Here is a 19,612-nt window from a genome sequence, read left to right as displayed (position 1 = left end):
GGACAAGAAGCTTACCATGTTGACCTGCTGTTAATTCATGGATTCACCTATCTGTACCAGTTGATTGACGGTGATTTTTAGCTCTGAAAAGGCGGGGGAGAGGATGCGATCGCTGCCTTTAAACAAAGCCACAGAATACTCATCGTCAGACAGGACATAGACTGAGACGGTTGGTTCGTGAGGAGAGCCAATCAATCGTTTTGCGCTCAAGCCACGATCATCGACGATCCAATATTCAGGAATTCCTAACAACTCATACTCAGCCAGCTTTTTAGAATAATCAGCCCGCCAGTTCGTGCTGACGACCTCGATGAGCAGTTTGGCAGACGCCCCAGTTGAAATTGTGGATGCTTTTCTCCAATATGGATCAGCGTCGATCGTCTCGCGATTTAACACGATGATGTCAGGCAAATAGGCTTCAAATTCTTCTGTAGGCTTGACTAGGCAGCTTCGAGGAATAAAGTAGGGCAGCCCTAACCGATAAATTTCGAGCGTTAGTTGATCTGAAATAAATCCTCCAACTTGCTCGTGAGGACCAGTCGGGCGCATCTCTACAATTGCTCCGTAATGAAGTTCATATTGTCCTCCGTCTTCGGGGCATTGCGTCAGAAACTCGTCAAATGTCAACTTTTGAGGCCGATCTTGTGACTGAGATAGAGCTTGCATCATGGCGTTTCTTCTTTGTTAGCTTGCGACTTATGACGCCGACAGCGATCGGAACAATATTTCACGTCGTCCCAACAGTCTGCCCATTTTTTGCGCCAAGTGAAGGGTAGTCCGCAGACGGGACAGACTTTAGTGGGTAAATCAGATTTTGCGCGATGGCGAGGCATAGAAAACAGGTGGAGTAGGCTTTGGTGACGGTTAAGCGGTAGCTTAGAACTCAGGCGATAGCCCTATTCTAAGTTTTCTTCCGGTTTATCCTATGTCTCAGAGTGCCTTGTCTAGAGTTCGGATTGTCCTAGTAGAGCCTGCCGGAGCGCTCAATGTTGGCTCGATCGCTCGCGTGATGAAAAACATGGGATTACATCATCTTGTGCTGGTGAATCCTCAATGCGATCGCACCTCTGAAGAAGCACGCCGGATGGCAGTTCATGCGGCGGATGTGTTGGAAGGGGCCACGATCGTGACAAGTTTGCCAGAAGCGCTGAAAGGGTGTCACCGCGCGATCGCAACGACTGCCCGCACTCGTGCCATCGCCACCACCCTTGAGTCTCCTAAAACCGCTCTTCCTTGGCTGATCGACACCACGACCGAACACTCAGCCCTCATCTTTGGCTCAGAAGAACACGGTCTCAGCAACGAAGACCTAAACTATGCCCAGCGATTTATCTGCATTCCGTCTAGTCCTGAATACTCGTCTCTCAATTTGGCGCAAGCGGTAGCGGTATGCTGCTACGAGCTTTATGGGCTAACGCAAGAAAAAGCAATACAGCCCGTCGTTTCGCCCTCTCCAACTGATGAAACTGTTGCTGCGATCGATAGCTTAGAAAACTACTACCAGCACTTAGAAACCGTCTTACTCAACATCGGATATCTCTATCCGCATACTGCAACGAGTCGGATGGAAAAATTTCGACGATTGTTCAATCGGGCATCTCTGTCAGAACCAGAAGTAGCAATGCTGCGGGGGATTTTGCGGCAGATGGAATGGGTGATGAAAGGAGGAGGAATGAAGAACTAGATTGGAGCCTTTGGAATTTTCCAGTAGTAGATCGTCGATTCCTCTTCAAGATGGTCCAGCTTGATCACCTGTTGGGGTTGCCAATCGCCCATATCAAAATCGAGGGACAAAATTTGCGTGCCGGGTTGCAGTTGGCTAAACAGGATGGGACGGAGTTTGAGATTCAGGTGGGGCAACAAGTAGAGAATGACGATCGTGGCGTCTCGTAAGTCGCTCTCGAACAGATCCGCTGGTCGAAAGGAAACCTGATGGCTGACTCCTGCTGTTTCGGCTCGCGATCGCGCCTCTGCAATTCTCACTGGATCGATATCAATGCCCACCCCGCGAGCACCGTAGACTTGAGCAGCACGAATCAAAATCCGCCCGTCTCCACTCCCCAAATCGTAAATCACATCCGTCGGAGTGACGTGCGCCAAATTTAGCAAGGCGTCGATCGCCTCATCGGGAGTCGGAATGAAGCCAATGTCCGGTTTGCGAAGCAGCATGGTTACACTTAGAACTGGTTACACTTAAGAACAAGGGTTTGATCTTAGCGGTTGAGGCTGCCTCGCTTCAGTTGTTCTCGTTCGATCGCTTCAAACAAGGCTCGGAAATTTCCTTCTCCAAATCCTTGCGCGTGCTGAATTTTCTGGTCAATGCAATACTGCCGTCGTTCAATTAGTTCAAAGAAAAAAGTTGGCTGCTCGAAAATTGGCTGCGTGAAGGTTTGTAGCAAAATTGCTTCAGGCGTATTCGCCTGCCAATCGACGAGAATTTGTTGAGCTGCGATCGCGCTCAACTCCTGTTGGGTCAGCAAGCATCCGTCCCGGTGACAAAGCTGATCGTAGTAGCACGACGGAACCTGTAGAAATGAAAGATTAGCTTGACCACAGGTTGCGGTTTGTTGAGCGTATCGCAAGGTGCTCACGGCACTCACCAAATTTTCGGTCTGCAATGCAATATGCTGCACCCCCGCTCCCCGATTTAAGTCTAAAAATTCCTGAATTTGAGAGCGTTCCGAACTTGGTTCATTAATTGGAAATCGAATTCCAGTGTTAGGATGCTGCATCACGCGGCTACACAACCCAGAATAATTTGTCTCAATCTCAAACCTCTGTTGAGCTTCAAATCCTAAAATATTCTGATACCAAGTAACAGCAGAATCTAAATCGCCAATCGAAACATTAAGAACAATGTGATCAATTTCTTTAAAGTATTCAGCATTGATTGGATAACAATCTAAATGCGACATCGATAACTCTGCTTGAGGCAACACGGATGTCAATCCAGTCCGCTCAATCAACGTGTGCTGCAAAGTTCCCCAAGCGGCGATTTTTGCCCACTTGATGCGACCATTTTGCTGCTGATCTTGCCGGATCGGTTGTAGAACGATCGCGCCTTCTGAAACCGCACACCGCATCGATTCCTCTAAATTGCCAACGCTAAATGCCACATCCACAACACCCGGAGGATGAATCTGTAGAAAGTGGTGAACCGGACTATCCGTTGTCCTCGCAGACGACAACACGAAATGGATCGAACCGCTCCTCACCACCTCGTGTTGAGTGTGAGCATCAAAGGCTGAGCTCACTGCCCAAAATCCCATGTTTCGAGTAAACCAATCTCGTAACGATTGAGCATCGTCTACATAAAACTGAACGTAGTCAATCTGCATAAAATCCGGTACAGGACAAACACTCTGCTTGTAGATTTTGCCGCGATCGCACACATTCCAGGTCAACCGAAAGAAAGAATTCGTAATTCGGCAGCCTTCTCGCTGAAGGTTCTTAATTTCGCTAAATCTTCGTGTGTAAGGCGACGCTGTTCAATTTGTCAGTAATTTCCGCTAAATCTGCTGCGGCAGATGTAACGGTTATTAAGCTGCCACTGATAAATTTCACTCGTGGCTTAACGTGCCGTCCAAATTAGGCTCTTTTCCTGCATGATTAAAATCTTTGACCAGAACTCCACGCGAAGGCTGAATCTATGGACGATAGCGCAAAGCGCCATTCCTCAGAAGCGCATCCTCTTGATTGGGCATCAAACTTGTATTGCTTTACACTCTATTAGGCATACTGACACTGCCTCACAATTAAGCACATCTGATTATTGCCCGGTTACCCTTGACTGCTATAGTGAGGACTGCTTTAAAGTGCTCTTGTCGTGATGTGCAGCCGTAGGGGAAATTATTGTGGATCTAGGGTCGTTGGCGCAAGCAGAACAACTGAAGGTCATCGGTAGCCGATTAAGCGAAGAGCGACAAAATCGCTCGGTCTCGCTGCAACAGGTCGCTGCCAAAACTTACATTCCGTTGCGCTTGCTAAATGCGATCGAAGCAGGTCGCTTGGACTTGCTGCCGGAACCTGTGTTCATTCAAGGATTCATCCGGCGCTATGCCGATATGTTGGGATTAGATGGAATATCAATCTCTAAAGAGTTTTCAGTGAACCCTCCTCCGGTACCTATCAGTCCTGAGATTCTTGAAACCACCCCGCCAGCTACGCCTACAGAGGTTGACACTGCAGAGGCTAAGCCTACAGAAACTAAGCCTACAAAGGTTGACACGACAGAAGTTGATACGGCTCCGCTACCTGCTGGCTCCGTTCCGATGTCTGCTCTCAAGGTCGAGCGCTCTGTCTCGTCAGAATCCTCGTTTGATTCTGATGAGAGGTCTGAGGGAGCCTCTAAGCTACCTTGGATTGTAGGAGGCGTCCTTGGACTCGGTGCGATCGCGCTTCTAGCATCCCTGCTGAATCGCCCCGCTCCGCCCAAACCTGCTCAAAACCCTGCTGTTCCTGCCACGTCTGCCTCTAAAGCACCCGCCAGATCTCCCGCATCCGCTCCAGGCAAGACTGAAGCAAGCTCTGCTCCGTCTCCTGTAGCAAGCCCAACCGCTTCTCCAGAGGCGACTGGCCCGGTCGCAGTCGAACTAAGCTTTACCGATGATAGCTGGGTCGAAATTCAAGCCGATGGAGAAGTCGTGTTTGAGGGAACGATACCCAAAGGCACAAAAAAATCATGGTCAGGGAAAAATCAGGTTGTTGTTAGTGCTGGCAATGCAGGTGCGGTATCAGCGTCGTATAACAAGAGTGCTGCCAAAACGTTGGGCGCACTTGGAGGTGTAACGACGACCACATTTCCGCCAACCGCAGGGCAGTAAATGAGCAGTCTTGGTCGTTGCCTCAAAAACTCCTTCTCCGGGTTTGCAGAGCGTTGCAGAAGGCGTCCTCCCCTTCATAATGGAAAGAGAGATCTTTACATTGCTTCATCATGCCGAGAGACCTGCGGGGATTTATTAAACAGCTTGAAGAACGGGGACAACTGCGCCGGATTCGTACCTTAGTCGATCCCAATTTAGAGATCGCTGAGATTGCCAATCGACTTCTGCGGCAGGGCGGTCCTGGCTTGCTGTTTGAAAATGTCAAAGGGTCGCCCTATCCGGTGGCAGTCAATTTGATGGGGACGGTGCAGCGCGTCTGCCTAGCGATGAACATGGAGGCCCCAGAAGAGCTTGAGGGGTTAGGAAAAAAACTGGCGCTGTTGTATCAGCCTCGTCCGCCGAAAAAAATCTCTCAAGCGATCGATTTGGGTAAAGTCTTGTTCGACGTGCTGAAAGCAAAGCCCAGTAACGAGTTTTTTCCGCCCTGTCATCAAGTCGTTCTAAAAGACGATGAGATTGATTTCACCCAATTACCGTTTCTGCGAGTTTATCCTGGCGATGCCGACAAGGTCGTGACGTTGGGACTCATGATTACTAAAGATCCCGAAACGAAGATTCCAAACGTCGGCGTCTACCGCTTGCAGTTGCAGTCCAAAAATACGATGACGGTGCAGTGGTTGTCGGTGCGAGGTGCAACGCGGCATTTACGAAAAGCGGCAGAGCGGGGAGAAAAATTGGAAGTAGCGATCGCGCTGGGTGTTGACCCTCTCATCATCATGGCAGCCGCTACTCCACTCCCGATTGACCTGTCAGAATGGCTGTTTGCCGGAATCTACGGCGGTTCAGGCGTGCACCTCACCAAGTGCAAAACTCTAGATTTAGAAGTGCCTGCCGATTCAGAAATGGTGTTTGAAGGCACGATTACGCCGGGAGAAACGGGAGTGGATGGTCCGGCAGGCGATCACATGGGCTATTACGGCGGCGTGAACGAGAACGCGCCCCTGATTCGGTTTCATTGCCTCACCCATCGCAAGAATCCAATCTATCTCACCACGTTTAGTGGTCGTCCGCCGAAAGAAGATGCAATGATGGCGATCGCACTCAACCGCATTTACACACCCATTCTCAGACAACAAGTTCCAGAGATTATCGATTTTTTCTTGCCGATGGAAGCGCTGAGCTACAAGGCAGCCGTGATTGCGATCGACAAAGCCTATCCCGGACAAGCCCGCCGCGCCGCCCTCGCCTTTTGGAGTGCATTGCCGCAGTTTACCTACACGAAGTTCGTGATTGTGGTCGATAAAGATATTAATATCCGCGATCCGCGAGCGGTTGTGTGGGCAATTACTTCAAAAGTCGATCCGGCACGGGATATCTTTATTTTGCCGGACAGCCCGTTCGATTCTTTGGACTTTGCCACTGAGAAACAGGGGTTAGGCAGTCGCATGGGCATTGACGCGACGACAAAAGTCTATCCCGAAACCGATCGCGTGTGGGGTGAACCCTTGGTGTCTGATCCAGACACAGCCGCCTTAGTCGAGCGGCGATGGGCAGAATACGGACTCGCGGATCTCCAACTCGGTGAGGTCGATCCAAATCTGTTTGGTTATGACATGAAATAAAGCACTCCTGTGGAAGTGACTCCTACAGGACTCGCAAGACACTAGCAACGGCAGCGATCGCAGGCATGGCGCGAATTTCCTCTAACGCTTTGCGGAAGTTGCCTTCTCGCACATCATGGGTAACGACGACAATTTCTGCAAAGTCATCTCTCATGCCCGCTTGCACAACCGATTCAAGACTCACTTCATGATCTCCAAAGCAGGTGCCCAGCTTGCCAATGACACCAGGATAATCTTTGGTGAGAAAGCGGGCATAGAAGCGAGTCACCAAATCCTCCATCGGCGCGATCGCGCAATAGTGCTGATGCGAACAGGCAAGCAGCGGATCGAGTAACGGCTTGCCATCTGCCGTTATGTCTCCATGTCCAACTTTTAGCAACGCGGCAATATTCAAAACGTCAGATACCACGGCGCTTGCTGTTGGGCCTGCTCCCGCCCCGCGCCCAAAGAACATCACCTGCCCGATCGGGTCGCCCTCAATTAAAATCGCGTTGTAGACATCATTCACACTGGCAAGCGGATGTGTCTTCGGTACTAACGTCGGATGGACTCTCACTTCAAGCTCGTCAGTTGCAGAAGCTCGTTTTGCGATCGCAAGTAGCTTAATCACAAACCCCAGTTTCTCGGCATACGCAATGTCCACCGCGCTGACGTGTCGAATGCCTTCACAATGCACTTCGGGCAGCTTGATTCGTCCTCCAAACGCAAGAGACGCCAAAATCGCAATTTTGTCAGCGGCATCCAAGCCATCAATATCGGCAGTGGGATCTGCTTCGGCATAGCCAAGATTTTGTGCGTCTGCCAGAATGTCAGCAAAATCGCCGCCTTCAAGCTGCATTCGGGTCAGAATATAATTTGTTGTGCCATTGACGATGCCAATGACGGTATTCAGCCGATTGGCACACAACGACTGCTTTAACGGCTCAATGACAGGAATGCCACCGCCGACGGCTGCTTCTAGCAGAACGTAGACACCTGCTTCGGCAGCCGCTGTAAAAATTTCATCACCAAACCGGGCGATCGCGGCTTTATTAGCAGTAACAACATGCTTACCATGCTGGATCGCTTTGAGGATCAGCGATCGCGCAGGCTCTAACCCGCCAATCACTTCTACAACAATGTCGATTTCGGGATCGGTGACGATTGATTCTAAATCCGTGGTCAGAATGTCGGTAGGAAGCGTAACGTTGCGAAGTTTATCTAGCGATCGTACGCCGACTTTGTGAATCACCAAATCTTGCAGCAACGAATGACGCTGAGCCGGATTTTGCAAAATCTCGACCGTTCCCGCGCCTACTGTTCCCAATCCCAATAAACCGACCTTAAACGTCACGGCTTTTCCTCATCATGACTGCTCTTCAATTCTATTGGACTTTCGCCCCCTCAACTCCGAGTGATCCTCTAGAACGAAGTACGCCAATAAAAAAGCGATCTGCTTCCGCAAACCGCTCAAACTCAAACTCATAGGATTCAGTCAATTATTCTGGAAGGTCAACGCGCTCACCGTCTTTGCCTTCGTAGTACATGGGTGGCTCGACCGCAAAATTATTGATTTGCCCCGACTCGGTAATTACGTAGCCGTCAGTTGTTTTAAGATCAGTATCTTCTTCTTGTGCAACAGCAGCTTCAAGCTCATGCTTGTTTTGCTCAACGTCGACTCCCGACGGAATTCGTTCATCTGCCGGATTCACATCTGTTGTTTGTGCAGTTTGCACAGCCCATTGATCGCCTGCGGCTCCTTTTCCTGGCTGTGCAGCTTTGGGATCAGAATTTTCGCTCATAATTATTTCCCTAGTTTGTAGCGATTTAATGTCTATGACAGTAGCGTGGAAGCAGCACTCCATGATTCCTTCATGAGACATAGGGCTTAGTCACCAGAAGGTAGAAAACGCTGGACATGTCAGAGTACAACTTCTCGAACCCCGCAGCACATAAGTCACGAGCATCTTTAATACTTTGGGCATGGTCACTCGGATTGCTGCTGCTGTGGAGTTCTCCGGCTGGTGCAGAACCTATTCTGCTGACCACTGGATCGGCTCCAGTGTCGGTTAGTACTCCTCATGCAAAAAAACTCGCTCCCCAATCTGTTCTTGACACTTTGGCCCAGCAAGATGTTGTGTATTTGGGAGAAACCCACGATCGCGAAGCGGATCATCGCGCTCAGCTAGATATTCTTCAGGCGTTACAGAAGCGATCGTCGGGTTCTAGAAAGCAAGCGATCGCGCTAGAAATGTTTCAGCGCCCCTACCAGGTGGCTCTCGATCGCTATCTTGCTGGAGGCATCAGCGAGCCGGATCTCCAGCGTCTAAGCGAATACGAAAAACGATGGGGCTACCCTTGGGACTATTACGCCCCAATCTTGCGCTTTGCGAAAGAGCAGTCTCTGCCCCTGATTGCGCTGAATACTCCGTCAGAAGTGACTCGCAAAGTCGCGCGATCGGGACTTCAAAGTTTGACGCCTGCTGAGCGCCAATACATTCCTCCCCTCTCTGAAATTCGGACTGAATCGAATGCTTATCGTGAGCGGATGCGGCAAATCTACGAAGAAATTCACCACGGTAAAACGAATAGTCGTCAGTTTGAGACCTTTTTTCAGGCGCAAGTGCTGTGGGATGAAACGATGGCCGATCGAATTAGTCACTTTCTGAATGACAACCCTACTGTCCAAATCATTGTCTTGGTTGGGCAGGGGCATTTGGTATACGGCGACGGAATTCCTAATCGGGTAGCTCGACGGCGAAAGGATTTGAAACAATCGGTCGTTCTAATCAATCCACCCGAAGACCTCCAAAGCGAAACCAACCCGCCTGCTGCTGATTACTTTTGGAATCAGCCGTGATTCGTTTGGGGAAATAAGTAAATTGCGCCAGAAATCCAAGTTAAGGCAACAGAAATCCAAAAGGCGATCAGGCTTGAGAGTTGCCAAGACGCAGGTAGCGGTGCAATCAGGAGCGCGATCGCGACAATCTGGCTAACGGTCTTCAGCTTGCCCCAAAAATTCGCACCTTGCACTGATTGCTGGAGGTTAGGATCAACTCGCCACCCTGCGATCGTCAATTCCCGCGCCAAAATTAAAAACACGCCCCATGCGGGGATCTGCCCCAACTGGACTAAGGCGACTAGCGGCGCTAAAACCAGCAGCTTATCAACCAACGGATCGAGAAATTTTCCTAAATCGGTTATTTGATTGAGCCGTCGTGCCAAATAGCCATCGAGCCAGTCTGTGGTGGCCGCCAGGAGGAACACGCCAACCATAATCCAACGCTCTTCTAAGCTTGGAGCCCGCAGCCCATACAGCAAAATTGGGACACCAAGGAGACGAGACACAGTAATCCAAGTCGGCAGATTCATAACACTTAGCGCCAATAGCATCGACCTCCAGCATAAAAAAAATGGGATAGTCCTGAAAGGATAATCCCATTTTAGAAAGCTCAAGGAGTACTACAAATAACAGCAAAAAGAAACTCTAGTTAACAAGCCCCATGCTTATTGAGAACAACTTGGATTGTCTTCAGAATCAACTTTAGGTCATAAACGACTGACCATTTGCGCTGATAGTCTAAATCCATCTCAACAATATCTTCAAAATCGGATACGTTAGAGCGTCCGTTCGCTTGCCACTCGCCTGTAATGCCTGGTTTAACATTTAAGCGCTGCCAATGGTAAGCACTGTACCGACTTACCTCATCCACTGTTGGAGGGCGAGTTCCAACCAAACTCATTTCTCCTCTCAAAACATTCCAGAATTGCGGCAACTCATCTAGACTGGTTCGCCGCAAAATCTTGCCAACGCGGGTAATGCGCGGGTCGTCTTTGCTCTTGAAAATGTTGCCCTTGGCTTCATTTTTAACCGTATGCTTCAACTGTTCAGCATTGGTGATCATTGAGCGAAACTTCCAGATGCGAAAGGGCTGACCTCCCACCCCGCACCGGGTTTGACAGTAGAAAATTGAACCGGGATTGTCGAGTTGAATTGCGATCGCAATTGGAATAGCAATAATGGCAGTGATTGTGAGTCCAACGAGAGCGCCTGTAATATCAATCAGTCGCTTTAACTTGCTTTGAACTGAATGATGGAGGTCTTCAGCCACAAACAACTGTGAACTTAGGCTTGCGTCCTGGGCAGGTTCGCGCACGGTAGGAGGATGAACGGAGGGGATATTGATAGTAATCACAGAATTACGCTGCTACTTGCATTCAATCTTGATCTCATCCGCTAATATATTCGGCTCCTGTGGGTCTGTGCTAGACGAACGGGCGTCTTTTGCCTAATCTTTGAACTGCCTCTAAGTTGTGTAAAGTTCAGGTGTTTTACCAGGATGTACGACGGTTTTCTGTCTATTTGAGTACGACAATTTTCCGTCTACTTGATATAAGCGCTATTGTTCTGGCTCAGAGCGCTCTTCTTCTACAAACAGGTTGTCTATACCTTCTAGGCTGAAAATAGATTGAGCCTCTTTTGCGATGGAAGGTGGTTGCGCTGCTTCGGGTGGGTAGGATGCTTTGGGTGAGGACTCTGGAAGATTTGTGGACTGAGACGGTGACGGTAACTTCGGAAGAGCAATGCGGGGTACAGTTTCTATGGAATTGCGCTCTGTGCTATTTGTCTGCGTTTTTTGGCGCTCTGATAGCGTCATGGGGTAGCCCAACCTAGTAGTAGGCTGAGCGCGAGAAGGGGCTTCTGGGCTGATGGTCAGCCGCTCGAATAGCTCAGTTAAGGTGTGGATTGTGTCTGGCTGACTGGTGTTTGGCTCACTGGCGGACTCCTGCTCTGATCCGGTTGCAGGCTGGAGTTCCATTCCGGCATAGGGCAACGCGATCGCGGGTTCTTGAGAGTGCGGCTGTGGGGCCGGACCTGATGCTTCAAGCGTTTCTGCCTGAGTGCCATCCTCATCTAGCGCCGCGCTTGCTTCTGCTAAAGAAATCAGATCGTCTGAGTCAGGAAACTCGCCAGGACGCAGGTAAGAGGAGGCGTCTCGCCCCAACTGCTCGGCTAAACGCCCGAGTAGCCCCGAAAACATCACTTCACTTTGCCGTCCTAGTGTATGAAGGTTATCGAGACCGTGAGAGAGGGAATCTTGATAGGCTTGCATATCGCGTTGTAGCGAATCGAACACAACACGCAGGGTCGTGTCTAGATTAGTAATCACTTGATCTGCCCGGTCGTGAACCAAGTCCAATTGCGCGATCGTTTCAGGAGCAGACCGTGAAGCGATCGTTTGCTCTTGAAGATAGTCATCTCGCCGCGCTTCAAGCTGCCGAATTTCGCGAAGTAATGCCGTGCGTTGCTGCATTAAGGTAGAAACTTCATTGTGCAACGGTCGCAGCACGCTCAATCTCATTTCTTGCATTTCCTGCACCACAGACTGCATTATGTCTTGGGCATTCTCAGTTGAGACTAAAGCGGGTGGTAAATTTAAGGTAGGAATGGGCTTTACTAAGCATTGATGCAAAAAATGGCGTACCCGTTTCAAGGCTTGACGAAGTTGGTCAGTCTGAGAGCCAGACCCCCAAGAGAATTTTGGACTGGGCTGTTGGAGAACCCGATCGATGTCACGTATCAGCGCTTGAATCTGGTCTTTCTGAGCAGTCACAGCAAAAATCCTTGATAAAAAGTTGATAAAACACGGGGTGATTCAGCTATTAAACCGCCACCTCTGCCTTGACCTAGAATAATTTTTACCTCACCTACGTAAAACAAATACTGGATTGTTTCTAAAATACAAAGTCTTTATTGGAAAAGTTTTGATTCTGCGTAAATTGCTTGGGTAAACATGTCGTTACGTAAACCCTAGTCCTCAAACTCGTTCTCAATTCTAGAGAACGTCTAAAATATCACCAGATTAAGGCAACAACGTTCCTGCTCGCGTTGCGGTTTTCCCTGAATCAGGGAATGCTGAAAATACATAGTAATGTTCAAGGTCAGATCAGGCCGGATAGAACCTTTGCTTGTTTGAAATGACTGCATCGTTTAGAACAGCGTCCCAATGGAAGATTGGCATAACTTTCGCGACACTAGTATGAGTGCATCGATTCGCACGGCTCCCTTCTTTGAAGGGTTGTCTGATGGGGTGGTGGACAAAGCGATCGCGCATGTAGTGATGCGGGCGCATCCCGCTAATCAAGTGATTTTGCTCGAAAACGATTGGGGGAGTTCAGTCTATTTTATTTTGAGTGGGTGGGTGAAGATTCGGACGTACAACCTGGACGGCAAAGAAGTCACGCTCAATATTTTGGGTAAGGGAGAGCTATTTGGAGAAATGGCTCCTTTAGATGAAGTACCGCGCTCGACGGATGTGATCACGCTTGCTCCGACTGTGATTGGCAACATGCCCGCTCAAGATTTTGTGCAGCTTCTCAACACCGAACCCCAGTCTGGAATTCGATTATCTCAGTTGATGGCGCGACGGCTGAGGCAGGTAAATCGTCGGCTCCGGTTGCGGGAGTCGGATAGCACGTCACGAGTTGCTGACATTTTGCTATTTCTTGCCGACGGTCAGGGGAAGCGCAGCGAGAACGGAACTGAGATTCCAAATCTGCCCCACCGGGAACTCAGCAGCCTCAGTGGATTGGCACGAGAAACGGTGACGCGGGTGTTAAGTAAGCTAGAAAAGAAAGGCCTGATTGTGCGCGATCGTGACATTCTCTGCATCCCCGATACGCATGCCTTAGAACGAATGATGATCTAGAGCAACGGCACAGTCGTGAGGCAGGCGTCTAAATCAAGATGCGCCAGTTTCACGTAGGCCTGGTCGATCGCAGATTTTCCTCGCAAGAATCCGATGCTTGCACCAGGGCAGATAAAATTCAACGTTTCCGGCGTGAATTGATCCAATAGCGATCGCACGTGACGAATTTGGCGCTTCCAATGAAATGTTTTCGCGGTTCTAAGAGGCGTGGGGTTGCCTTGACGATCGCTCAGCAGATGTCGCCCCGAAAATAGCACTCCACCACAAGCATTGAGGTATAAGCAAGATGAGCCTGGAGAATGTCCGGGAGTCCAAAGTGCTCGAGCATCAGAGCTTAGAGCAAATTCTTGCTGAAACGGTGTTAGGGCTAACCCTGGCAGCAAGTAGGCTTCCTGTTCTTGAATGAATATTTCACACTGAAAGGCGTGTTGAATCTCGCTCACTTTGCCGATGCCGCCGCGGTGAGTTAAAAGGAGCGATCGCACGCCACCTTGAGCATGCAAAAACTGCTGATTTGCGTCATCCCAGGCAGGACAATCAATCAGAATGTTTCCCTCTTTTTCTACAATGAGATAAGCGGTTCCTCCCAGTGTGTCACGATTAGGAGGAAAGGCGTAAATAGTAGTGTGAGGACAGGATGGCTCGACGTCATCCAGCACACGGCGGGGTTGCTTTAGGGAAGGCACAGCGGCTCAGAAGTATAAAGAATGAAAGGACTGGTGTTTCAATGAGACGATCAAGCTAGAGCGTGAGAGGTGTAACTAACCTGCCCTCATCCCAACCCTTTTGCCAGAGGAGAAGGGCTTTCAGATACGTTCTGCTTCTCTTCTGTAGGAGAAGGCTAAGGTGAGGGTAGCCATAGCAGGCATTCAAGAAAGTCGCACATTGGATTAGATCCTGAGAAGTGCCCTTGCTGATTGTGCCAGATTGTTTCGCAAAGATGTGAAAAGCGTCTGTTTTAATTGGCTTTGCTATTTCATTCCATCGCTAACTCGTTGATGATATGTTTAAGTTTTTCTAAGGTTCGTGCAGTCTTTTCTAACACGGCGCATGTTCAGCAAATTCACTGCCTTCTAAGCGCATGATCTGGTTACTGCTACTTGGGTTAATCACCTATTTTGTTGTGCAACGGGTGAGTGGTATCACTCGCACTCCCATTTGGCTCTTGTGGCTAGTAGCGATGATGCCTGCACTGATCCTGGGAGCGTGGGCGATCGCGCATCGAGGTCAGCGCGTGATGCCAAGGGAACTTGTGATCGCGCTGTTCGTTGGCTGCCTGGTGCTCTACGTATTTTTAATTCGATGGGGACGAATTGCAAAGCCTGTGCAAACGCCCCGGAATGATTCTGCCCTTGATCCGATCGCTCCGCAACCGTTAAATCTTCCTGAACCAACGCCAGAAATTCAAGCAGAGCAACCGTTGCGTCCCATTACCCAAGATGAAGAAGATCGGCTGCAAGGGTGTTTTCTATGGTCAATCTATTATTTGCAGCATATTGAATATCGGCCCCAAGCGGTGATCTGTCGGGGCAAGCTCCGGGCGACGCCAGAAATTGCCTATCGAACGGTTCGGGAGAACATTGAGGCTCAGTTTAGCGATCGCTTCTACGTCGTTTTCCAAGAAGGGCATCGCACCGATCCGTTTTTTGCTCTCGTTCCCAATCCCTACTCTCAAGTTAAAGAGCCTCAAACCAATCTGTTTTCGTCTGGCGCTAGAAGAAAGCTAATACGTCCTGGCATTGCTTCTGGATTGGCAGTGGTCACGCTAATTACAACAGTCTTGGCGGGGCTGCAAATGGCAGGTCGCGTGATTTCTAGCCCATTGGTGTTGATCGATGGGTTGCCCTATGCCCTACCAGCGATGTCATTTTTTGCCCTGCGGGGAATTGGGCATTTTCTGACGACTCGGAAGTATAAAATTGCTGCCACGTTGCCGTATTTTATTCCCGTAATTCCATTGTCGTTTTTTCCGCTCGGAACCGTTGGGGCATTCATTCAGATTCGATCGCCGATTCCGGATCGCAAGGCACTGTTTGATGTCGGAGCTGTCGGTGCGATGCTGGGATTATGTATCAGCATTCCGCTTTTGGCGTGGGGATTGACGCAATCGGAAGTTGTGGGGCTCTCACAACGCGCTGGCATCTTTGACTTCTACGCGCTCAATCCTCGGTTCTCGATCGTGTTTTCGCTCTTTAGTAAGCTCGCCTTTGGCAGTGAGTTTGTCGCACAGACAGCCATCAAGCCTCATCCATTTGCGATCGCGGGCTGGATCGGATTACTGTTCACAGCTTTTAATCTCATGCCAGTCGGACAGCTGGATGGCGGACGCATGATTCACGCTATGTTTGGGCAGCGCACCGGAGCGTTTATCGGTCAAATTGCGCGTTTTTTGCTGCTGGCGTTCTCGGTTGTGCAGCCTCATCTATTGGTGTGGGCGATTCTCTTGCTGTTGCTGCCTGCTATGGATGAACCCGCGCTGAATGACGTTACAGAGATCGATAGCTTTCGGGACGCCGTTGGACTGGCATTACTGACGGTCTTGATTTTGATTATTTTGCCAACTCCCAAATTTCTGATGAACTGGTTGCAAATTTAGTTGAGCGAAGGATCTCATGACTAAAAAGGCGGGTTCAGCCCAAGACTTGTATGCTCGTTGTCTGTCGCTGCTAATTTATCGGGAGGTATTTCACGATGAAGTCGGGCAAGCGTTTCTAGCGTTGCTAAAAGCGGCCTCGCAGCAAGATCAGCTAGAGGTTGTTCAAGCATACGGCGATTGGTTTTCTGCGATCGCTCACACGGGTAAAGGCTGGCAAGACTATCTGCTCAATCGAATGGTAAGTGTCGAAAATGCGTTTAGTCGAACCATTCAAACCACACCTCCAGAAGCGTTGCCGCCCGCTTTGGTTGATGCGATCGCGCATGATCTGCGAATTTTGCAGCAAATTTACCAGTGTTCGACGGCTCAGATAGCTCAATGGGTCAGCGATCAGACGCCTGCTTGGTCGGATCATCTCCTCTACCCAAAAACTTCACGGCAAAGGAGAATTGTTCAATTTAGCACTGACTTAGAGTTGCTGATAGATTGGGCAGCCGCCATTCCTGACTTGGCAGAGTTTTATCAGACCTTTGGAACGGGAATGGTTGCTCAGTACTCGGCGTTTCGATGGCAGAACGGGCAATTGAACGCGATCGCGCATCCTGATCCGCTCTTAATTGATTCTCTCGTGGGCTACGAAACTCAGCGAGATATGCTGGTCAAAAACACAGAATTTTTATTGGCTGGGTTGCCTGCGCTACATATTCTGCTATATGGAAGCCGTGGATCAGGGAAATCATCGCTTGTGAAGTCGTTGCTACACGAGTATGACAACCTGAGGTTGATCGAAGTTGGCAAATCTGAACTGAAGGATTTGTCTACGATCGTCGAGCAGTTACGCAATCTGCCTCAGAAATTTATTATCTTCGTCGATGACTTATCGTTTGAAGAAGATAACGACGCCTATAAAGCGCTAAAAGTTGTATTAGAAGGCAACCTCACCGCAAGACCTCAGAATGTCGTAGTCTACGCCACCTCCAATCGCCGCCACTTGATTCGAGAATTTTTTGATGAGCGTCCTCGCCCTAAAGACGCCGATGAAATTCACCATTGGGATACGGTTCAGGAGAAATTGTCGTTTAGCGATCGCTTTGGGCTAACGCTCACCTTTGAACCTGCGGATCAAACCACCTATCTGAACATCGTTCGCCATCTAGCCGAGCAAGCCCAGGTTCTAATCAGTTCGGAAGAGTTAGAATTTCAGGCGTTGCAGTGGGCAACACGGCACAACGGGCGATCGGGGAGAACGGCTCGACAGTTTATTGACTTTCTCAAAGCAGATTTAACGCTGAGTCATTCCTAATGTCTTTTACGTACCCTCGGACAATTCGATTTCAAGAAACCGATGCGGCAGGAGTCGTCTACTTTGCAAATCTGTTGTCGATTTGTCATGAAGCCTATGAAGCGTCTCTTATCCAGTCAGGCATTGAGGCTCGACGATTTTTTGGCAAAGGTGAAGTGGCTGTGCCAATTGTTCATGCCAATGTAGATTTTCTAAAGCCGATGTACTGCGGCGATCGCATCTCACTCCAACTCACGCCTACTCAGATGAATGATTCCACGTTTGAAATTCAATATAACGTGTTCTTTGCGGCTTCAGGGCTGGATGAGAATCGTCTCATGAGTAAAGCTCTAACGCGACATGTTTGTATCGATCCCCAAACCAAAACTCGAAAAGCCCTTTCCTCTGAGCTTTTAAACTGGTTAGAGCAGACACGTTCTCAATAGACTAGTCCTCAATAGACTTGAGAGAAGGATCAGCCGATCAATTTGGAAGTTGTAGGTCTTTGTGCCTGATCTAAAACGGTTCCTACTAGACACGCGCTTGAAAGATTGGCTCCTTCAAGATTCGCATCTTGTAACTCAGCACAGAGCAGATTTGCGCCTGCCAAGTTTGCACCTGCCAAGTTTGCGCCTTGCAAATCGGCTTCCTCCAAATTAGCTTCACTCAGCACTGCGCCTTGCAAATCGGCTTGGGATAAATTTGCGCCATGGAGGTTGACACCAGTTAGATTTGCTCCGCGCAAGTCAGCTCCGCGTAAGTCAACCCCTTGAAGACTAACGCCAATCAGGTTTGCGCCGCTTAAGAATGCACCCGCTAAGGTGGCACGGGTCAAGTGGGCACGCATGAGATTTGCCCCTCGTAGGTTACTGCCGCGCAGGTCTGCTTCAGTCAGGTTCGCTTGCATGAGATTTGCCCCGATCAGAGATGAGCGCAGGTCAGCCCCAACAAATTGACATCCAATGAGGTTAGACCCTTCGAGCGAGGCTCCTGATAGGTTTGCGCCCGACAGGTCTGCCCCCGATAGCCTAGCACCCGCCAAATTAACGCCAGTGAGATCAGCGTTCGATAAATCCTCATCCTGTAAGTCTACGCCTGCTAACTGTCTAAGCTTACCTGAGCGAATTGCTTGGAGATCCATAAGTCATTGAGGGTGAAGGGATAAGAAGGGGAATGGGCGAGGCTTATGACACGACCTGAGTTGCATCTAAACTGGCTAAGTCCAGCAAATCGTCATCGGAATGAGAATCTAGCAGCCACATGCCAGCCGCAATTTTTGGCAGATTCACTGAAAGATTCATCCCTTGTTGCATCGCACTGACCAGTAGCGACAGCGCTTCAACGAGTTTTGGATCCCAGCGCTCGTTCGTTTCGGCTTGACAAGCAGCAAACGCATCGGACAATGCTGTTTCAGTGCGAGCATGATCTTCGCTTGACCGAGCATCCGCGACCCGTTGCTGAAATGCGACTAACAGCCCTAAAATTCTGGACTCTAACGGAATTTCGTCTCCCGCAAGTCCAGCAGGCAGTCCTTGACCGTTCCACCATTCCGACTCGTGAGTAATAATGGTTGCGATCGCTTTCAGTCGCTGCATGGTTCGTAGAATTTGCGCTCCCGGCACGATCGGGCAACTCAACGGCGTAGGCTGGTCATTATTCTGATGACCAAAATTCCCTGGACTGAGAACGCTATCAGATTGCAAGAAGCCCAACCGATGCAATAGCCCTGCTAACCGTAGTCGATTCATCTGCCACACGGGAAGATCCAATACCTGTCCCATTGCCTCGGCGAGGGTCGCAACTTCGGCGGCTGCCATTGGATTGCTGATGTCGGTTTGATCGATGAGCTGTGCCAATCGTAAAAAGGCTTGAAGCTCATTTGAGACCAAATTGTTATCCAATCCTTCCTGATAACGATCGAGATGCTGTTGACCCGTTTGCAGATAATCGACAACTTTAGAGACGGCGGTATAGACTTCGTCGCGATCGCGCGTTTGAGCTTCCGCAATAATTGCCTTGACCTGTGACCGCAGGGAGTTGGCGAGGTCGGAGTTGTAGGAATCAATGTGAGCGATCGCAATCTCGACCGCTTCCCGAACCAGTTCTGCCTCAAACGTCCAGAACCCGTAAAACTTACGCTCTAAATCGTCTTTGGGAACTCCCCGAGCGCCGTAATCTTCCTCGGAAATCTCCTGACACAGCACCATCGCGGTATAAGTTGGCCCAAAGATCATCAGATGCCATTCTTGCGCGACTGGATCGCTCTTTTCTAGAGCAACCAAATCCACATTCGCTTTTTGGCTGGTTGGATGTTCAGCAAAGCCCGTGTCAGGCGATGCCAAGATCGCGACGTGCTGGGCACGATCGGCGAGTTCGGCATAGCGATCGGCCTCTTCGAGATACCATTTCCCTCGCTGAAAGGCGGTGACGACAAGCGGCGCACTACTGCACGTCAGAATGCAGTCCTCAAGGGCATGACACAGCGAAACAAGCGTATTTTTGTAATACACCCCAAAATTTAAGGGACGCTTACCCCCGCCTTCGGTCTGGTGAGCGAGTTTCAGATCTTGCAGAATTGAGCCTTCCAACATAAGAGAGAT

Annotated in this window: 20 protein-coding genes; 8 read left to right on the top strand and 12 right to left on the bottom strand. The window is 49.6% G+C overall.

Annotation, left to right across the window (positions count from 1 at the left end; translation table 11 throughout):
* Positions 1 to 30 precede the first annotated feature (30 nt).
* Entirely contained in the window at positions 31 to 669 is a 639-nt protein-coding gene (locus AC5I6P_RS20350; RefSeq protein ID WP_495695583.1) for a Uma2 family endonuclease, read from the bottom strand.
* Entirely contained in the window at positions 666 to 833 is a 168-nt protein-coding gene (locus AC5I6P_RS20345) for a DUF2256 domain-containing protein (protein WP_495695582.1), read from the bottom strand. The genes AC5I6P_RS20350 and AC5I6P_RS20345 overlap by 4 nt, the downstream gene beginning before the upstream one ends.
* A gap of 92 nt (positions 834 to 925) precedes the next feature.
* Between AC5I6P_RS20345 and AC5I6P_RS20340 the strand changes: the two genes are divergently transcribed.
* Positions 926 to 1,684, top strand: coding sequence for an RNA methyltransferase (locus AC5I6P_RS20340; protein WP_495695581.1), 759 nt, complete (start codon positions 926 to 928; stop codon positions 1,682 to 1,684).
* Here the strand turns inward: AC5I6P_RS20340 and AC5I6P_RS20335 are convergent.
* Positions 1,681 to 2,169, bottom strand: a complete 489-nt coding sequence (locus tag AC5I6P_RS20335; protein WP_495695580.1) for an SAM-dependent methyltransferase — start codon at positions 2,167 to 2,169, stop codon at positions 1,681 to 1,683. The two genes, AC5I6P_RS20340 and AC5I6P_RS20335, sit on opposite strands and share 4 nt — an antisense overlap.
* A 44-nt stretch (positions 2,170 to 2,213) precedes the next feature.
* Positions 2,214 to 3,404, bottom strand: a complete 1,191-nt coding sequence (gene hppD, locus AC5I6P_RS20330; protein ID WP_495695579.1) for a 4-hydroxyphenylpyruvate dioxygenase — start codon at positions 3,402 to 3,404, stop codon at positions 2,214 to 2,216.
* 450 nt (positions 3,405 to 3,854) lie between these two features.
* Here hppD and AC5I6P_RS20325 point away from each other — a divergent pair, with 450 nt between their 5' ends.
* Both AC5I6P_RS20325 and AC5I6P_RS20320 read left to right on the top strand, forming a co-directional pair.
* On the top strand, positions 3,855 to 4,823 hold the full coding sequence (locus AC5I6P_RS20325) for a helix-turn-helix domain-containing protein (RefSeq protein ID WP_495695578.1): 969 nt from the start codon (positions 3,855 to 3,857) through the stop codon (positions 4,821 to 4,823).
* 110 nt (positions 4,824 to 4,933) lie between these two features.
* Complete coding sequence (locus AC5I6P_RS20320) at positions 4,934 to 6,445, top strand: UbiD family decarboxylase (RefSeq protein WP_495695577.1); 1,512 nt, start codon at positions 4,934 to 4,936, stop codon at positions 6,443 to 6,445.
* Positions 6,446 to 6,467: 22 nt separating this feature from the next.
* On the opposite strand, the gene AC5I6P_RS20315 is transcribed toward AC5I6P_RS20320, so the two are convergent.
* Together AC5I6P_RS20315 and AC5I6P_RS20310 are read right to left on the bottom strand one after the other, a co-directional pair.
* Entirely contained in the window at positions 6,468 to 7,778 is a 1,311-nt protein-coding gene (locus tag AC5I6P_RS20315) for a homoserine dehydrogenase (protein WP_495695576.1), read from the bottom strand.
* Positions 7,779 to 7,923: 145 nt separating this feature from the next.
* The gene (locus tag AC5I6P_RS20310) at positions 7,924 to 8,226 is read right to left on the bottom strand and encodes a hypothetical protein (protein ID WP_495695575.1); all 303 of its coding nucleotides are present in this window, start codon (positions 8,224 to 8,226) and stop codon (positions 7,924 to 7,926) included.
* A gap of 116 nt (positions 8,227 to 8,342) precedes the next feature.
* Here AC5I6P_RS20310 and AC5I6P_RS20305 point away from each other — a divergent pair, with 116 nt between their 5' ends.
* Entirely contained in the window at positions 8,343 to 9,284 is a 942-nt protein-coding gene (locus tag AC5I6P_RS20305) for a ChaN family lipoprotein (RefSeq protein WP_495695574.1), read from the top strand.
* On the opposite strand, the gene pgsA is transcribed toward AC5I6P_RS20305, so the two are convergent.
* The 3 genes from pgsA to AC5I6P_RS20290 all read right to left on the bottom strand — a co-directional run bounded on the left by pgsA (position 9,275) and on the right by AC5I6P_RS20290 (position 12,039).
* Entirely contained in the window at positions 9,275 to 9,796 is a 522-nt protein-coding gene (pgsA, locus tag AC5I6P_RS20300) for a CDP-diacylglycerol--glycerol-3-phosphate 3-phosphatidyltransferase (protein ID WP_495695573.1), read from the bottom strand. The two genes, AC5I6P_RS20305 and pgsA, sit on opposite strands and share 10 nt — an antisense overlap.
* Positions 9,797 to 9,915: 119 nt before the next feature.
* Positions 9,916 to 10,620, bottom strand: a complete 705-nt coding sequence (locus AC5I6P_RS20295; RefSeq protein WP_495695572.1) for a sugar transferase — start codon at positions 10,618 to 10,620, stop codon at positions 9,916 to 9,918.
* Between the two features lie 204 nt (positions 10,621 to 10,824).
* Complete coding sequence (locus tag AC5I6P_RS20290) at positions 10,825 to 12,039, bottom strand: hypothetical protein (protein ID WP_495695571.1); 1,215 nt, start codon at positions 12,037 to 12,039, stop codon at positions 10,825 to 10,827.
* Between the two features lie 393 nt (positions 12,040 to 12,432).
* Here AC5I6P_RS20290 and AC5I6P_RS20285 point away from each other — a divergent pair, with 393 nt between their 5' ends.
* A complete protein-coding gene (locus AC5I6P_RS20285; RefSeq protein ID WP_495695570.1) occupies positions 12,433 to 13,134 on the top strand; it encodes a Crp/Fnr family transcriptional regulator in 702 nt (233 codons plus the stop codon).
* Here the strand turns inward: AC5I6P_RS20285 and AC5I6P_RS20280 are convergent.
* The gene (locus AC5I6P_RS20280) at positions 13,131 to 13,820 is read right to left on the bottom strand and encodes an MBL fold metallo-hydrolase (RefSeq protein WP_495695569.1); all 690 of its coding nucleotides are present in this window, start codon (positions 13,818 to 13,820) and stop codon (positions 13,131 to 13,133) included. The two genes, AC5I6P_RS20285 and AC5I6P_RS20280, sit on opposite strands and share 4 nt — an antisense overlap.
* Positions 13,821 to 14,215: 395 nt before the next feature.
* On the opposite strand from AC5I6P_RS20280, the gene AC5I6P_RS20275 reads away from it, so the two are divergent.
* The 3 genes from AC5I6P_RS20275 to AC5I6P_RS20265 are packed head-to-tail and all read left to right on the top strand — an operon-like array spanning position 14,216 to position 17,458.
* On the top strand, positions 14,216 to 15,730 hold the full coding sequence (locus AC5I6P_RS20275) for a site-2 protease family protein (RefSeq protein WP_495695568.1): 1,515 nt from the start codon (positions 14,216 to 14,218) through the stop codon (positions 15,728 to 15,730).
* A 16-nt stretch (positions 15,731 to 15,746) separates the two neighbouring features.
* Positions 15,747 to 17,033, top strand: coding sequence for an ATP-binding protein (locus tag AC5I6P_RS20270; protein WP_495695567.1), 1,287 nt, complete (start codon positions 15,747 to 15,749; stop codon positions 17,031 to 17,033).
* On the top strand, positions 17,033 to 17,458 hold the full coding sequence (locus AC5I6P_RS20265; RefSeq protein ID WP_495695566.1) for an acyl-CoA thioesterase: 426 nt from the start codon (positions 17,033 to 17,035) through the stop codon (positions 17,456 to 17,458). The genes AC5I6P_RS20270 and AC5I6P_RS20265 overlap by 1 nt, the downstream gene beginning before the upstream one ends.
* A 29-nt stretch (positions 17,459 to 17,487) precedes the next feature.
* Here AC5I6P_RS20265 and AC5I6P_RS20260 read toward each other — a convergent pair whose 3' ends face one another.
* On the bottom strand, positions 17,488 to 18,153 hold the full coding sequence (locus AC5I6P_RS20260) for a pentapeptide repeat-containing protein (protein WP_495695565.1): 666 nt from the start codon (positions 18,151 to 18,153) through the stop codon (positions 17,488 to 17,490).
* A gap of 43 nt (positions 18,154 to 18,196) precedes the next feature.
* Positions 18,197 to 19,603, bottom strand: coding sequence for a DICT sensory domain-containing protein (locus AC5I6P_RS20255; protein WP_495695564.1), 1,407 nt, complete (start codon positions 19,601 to 19,603; stop codon positions 18,197 to 18,199).
* Between the last annotated feature and the right edge of the window lie 9 nt (positions 19,604 to 19,612).

This window comes from Myxacorys sp. (assembly GCF_059501405.1).
This window is presented reverse-complemented; position numbering and strand designations above follow the sequence as displayed.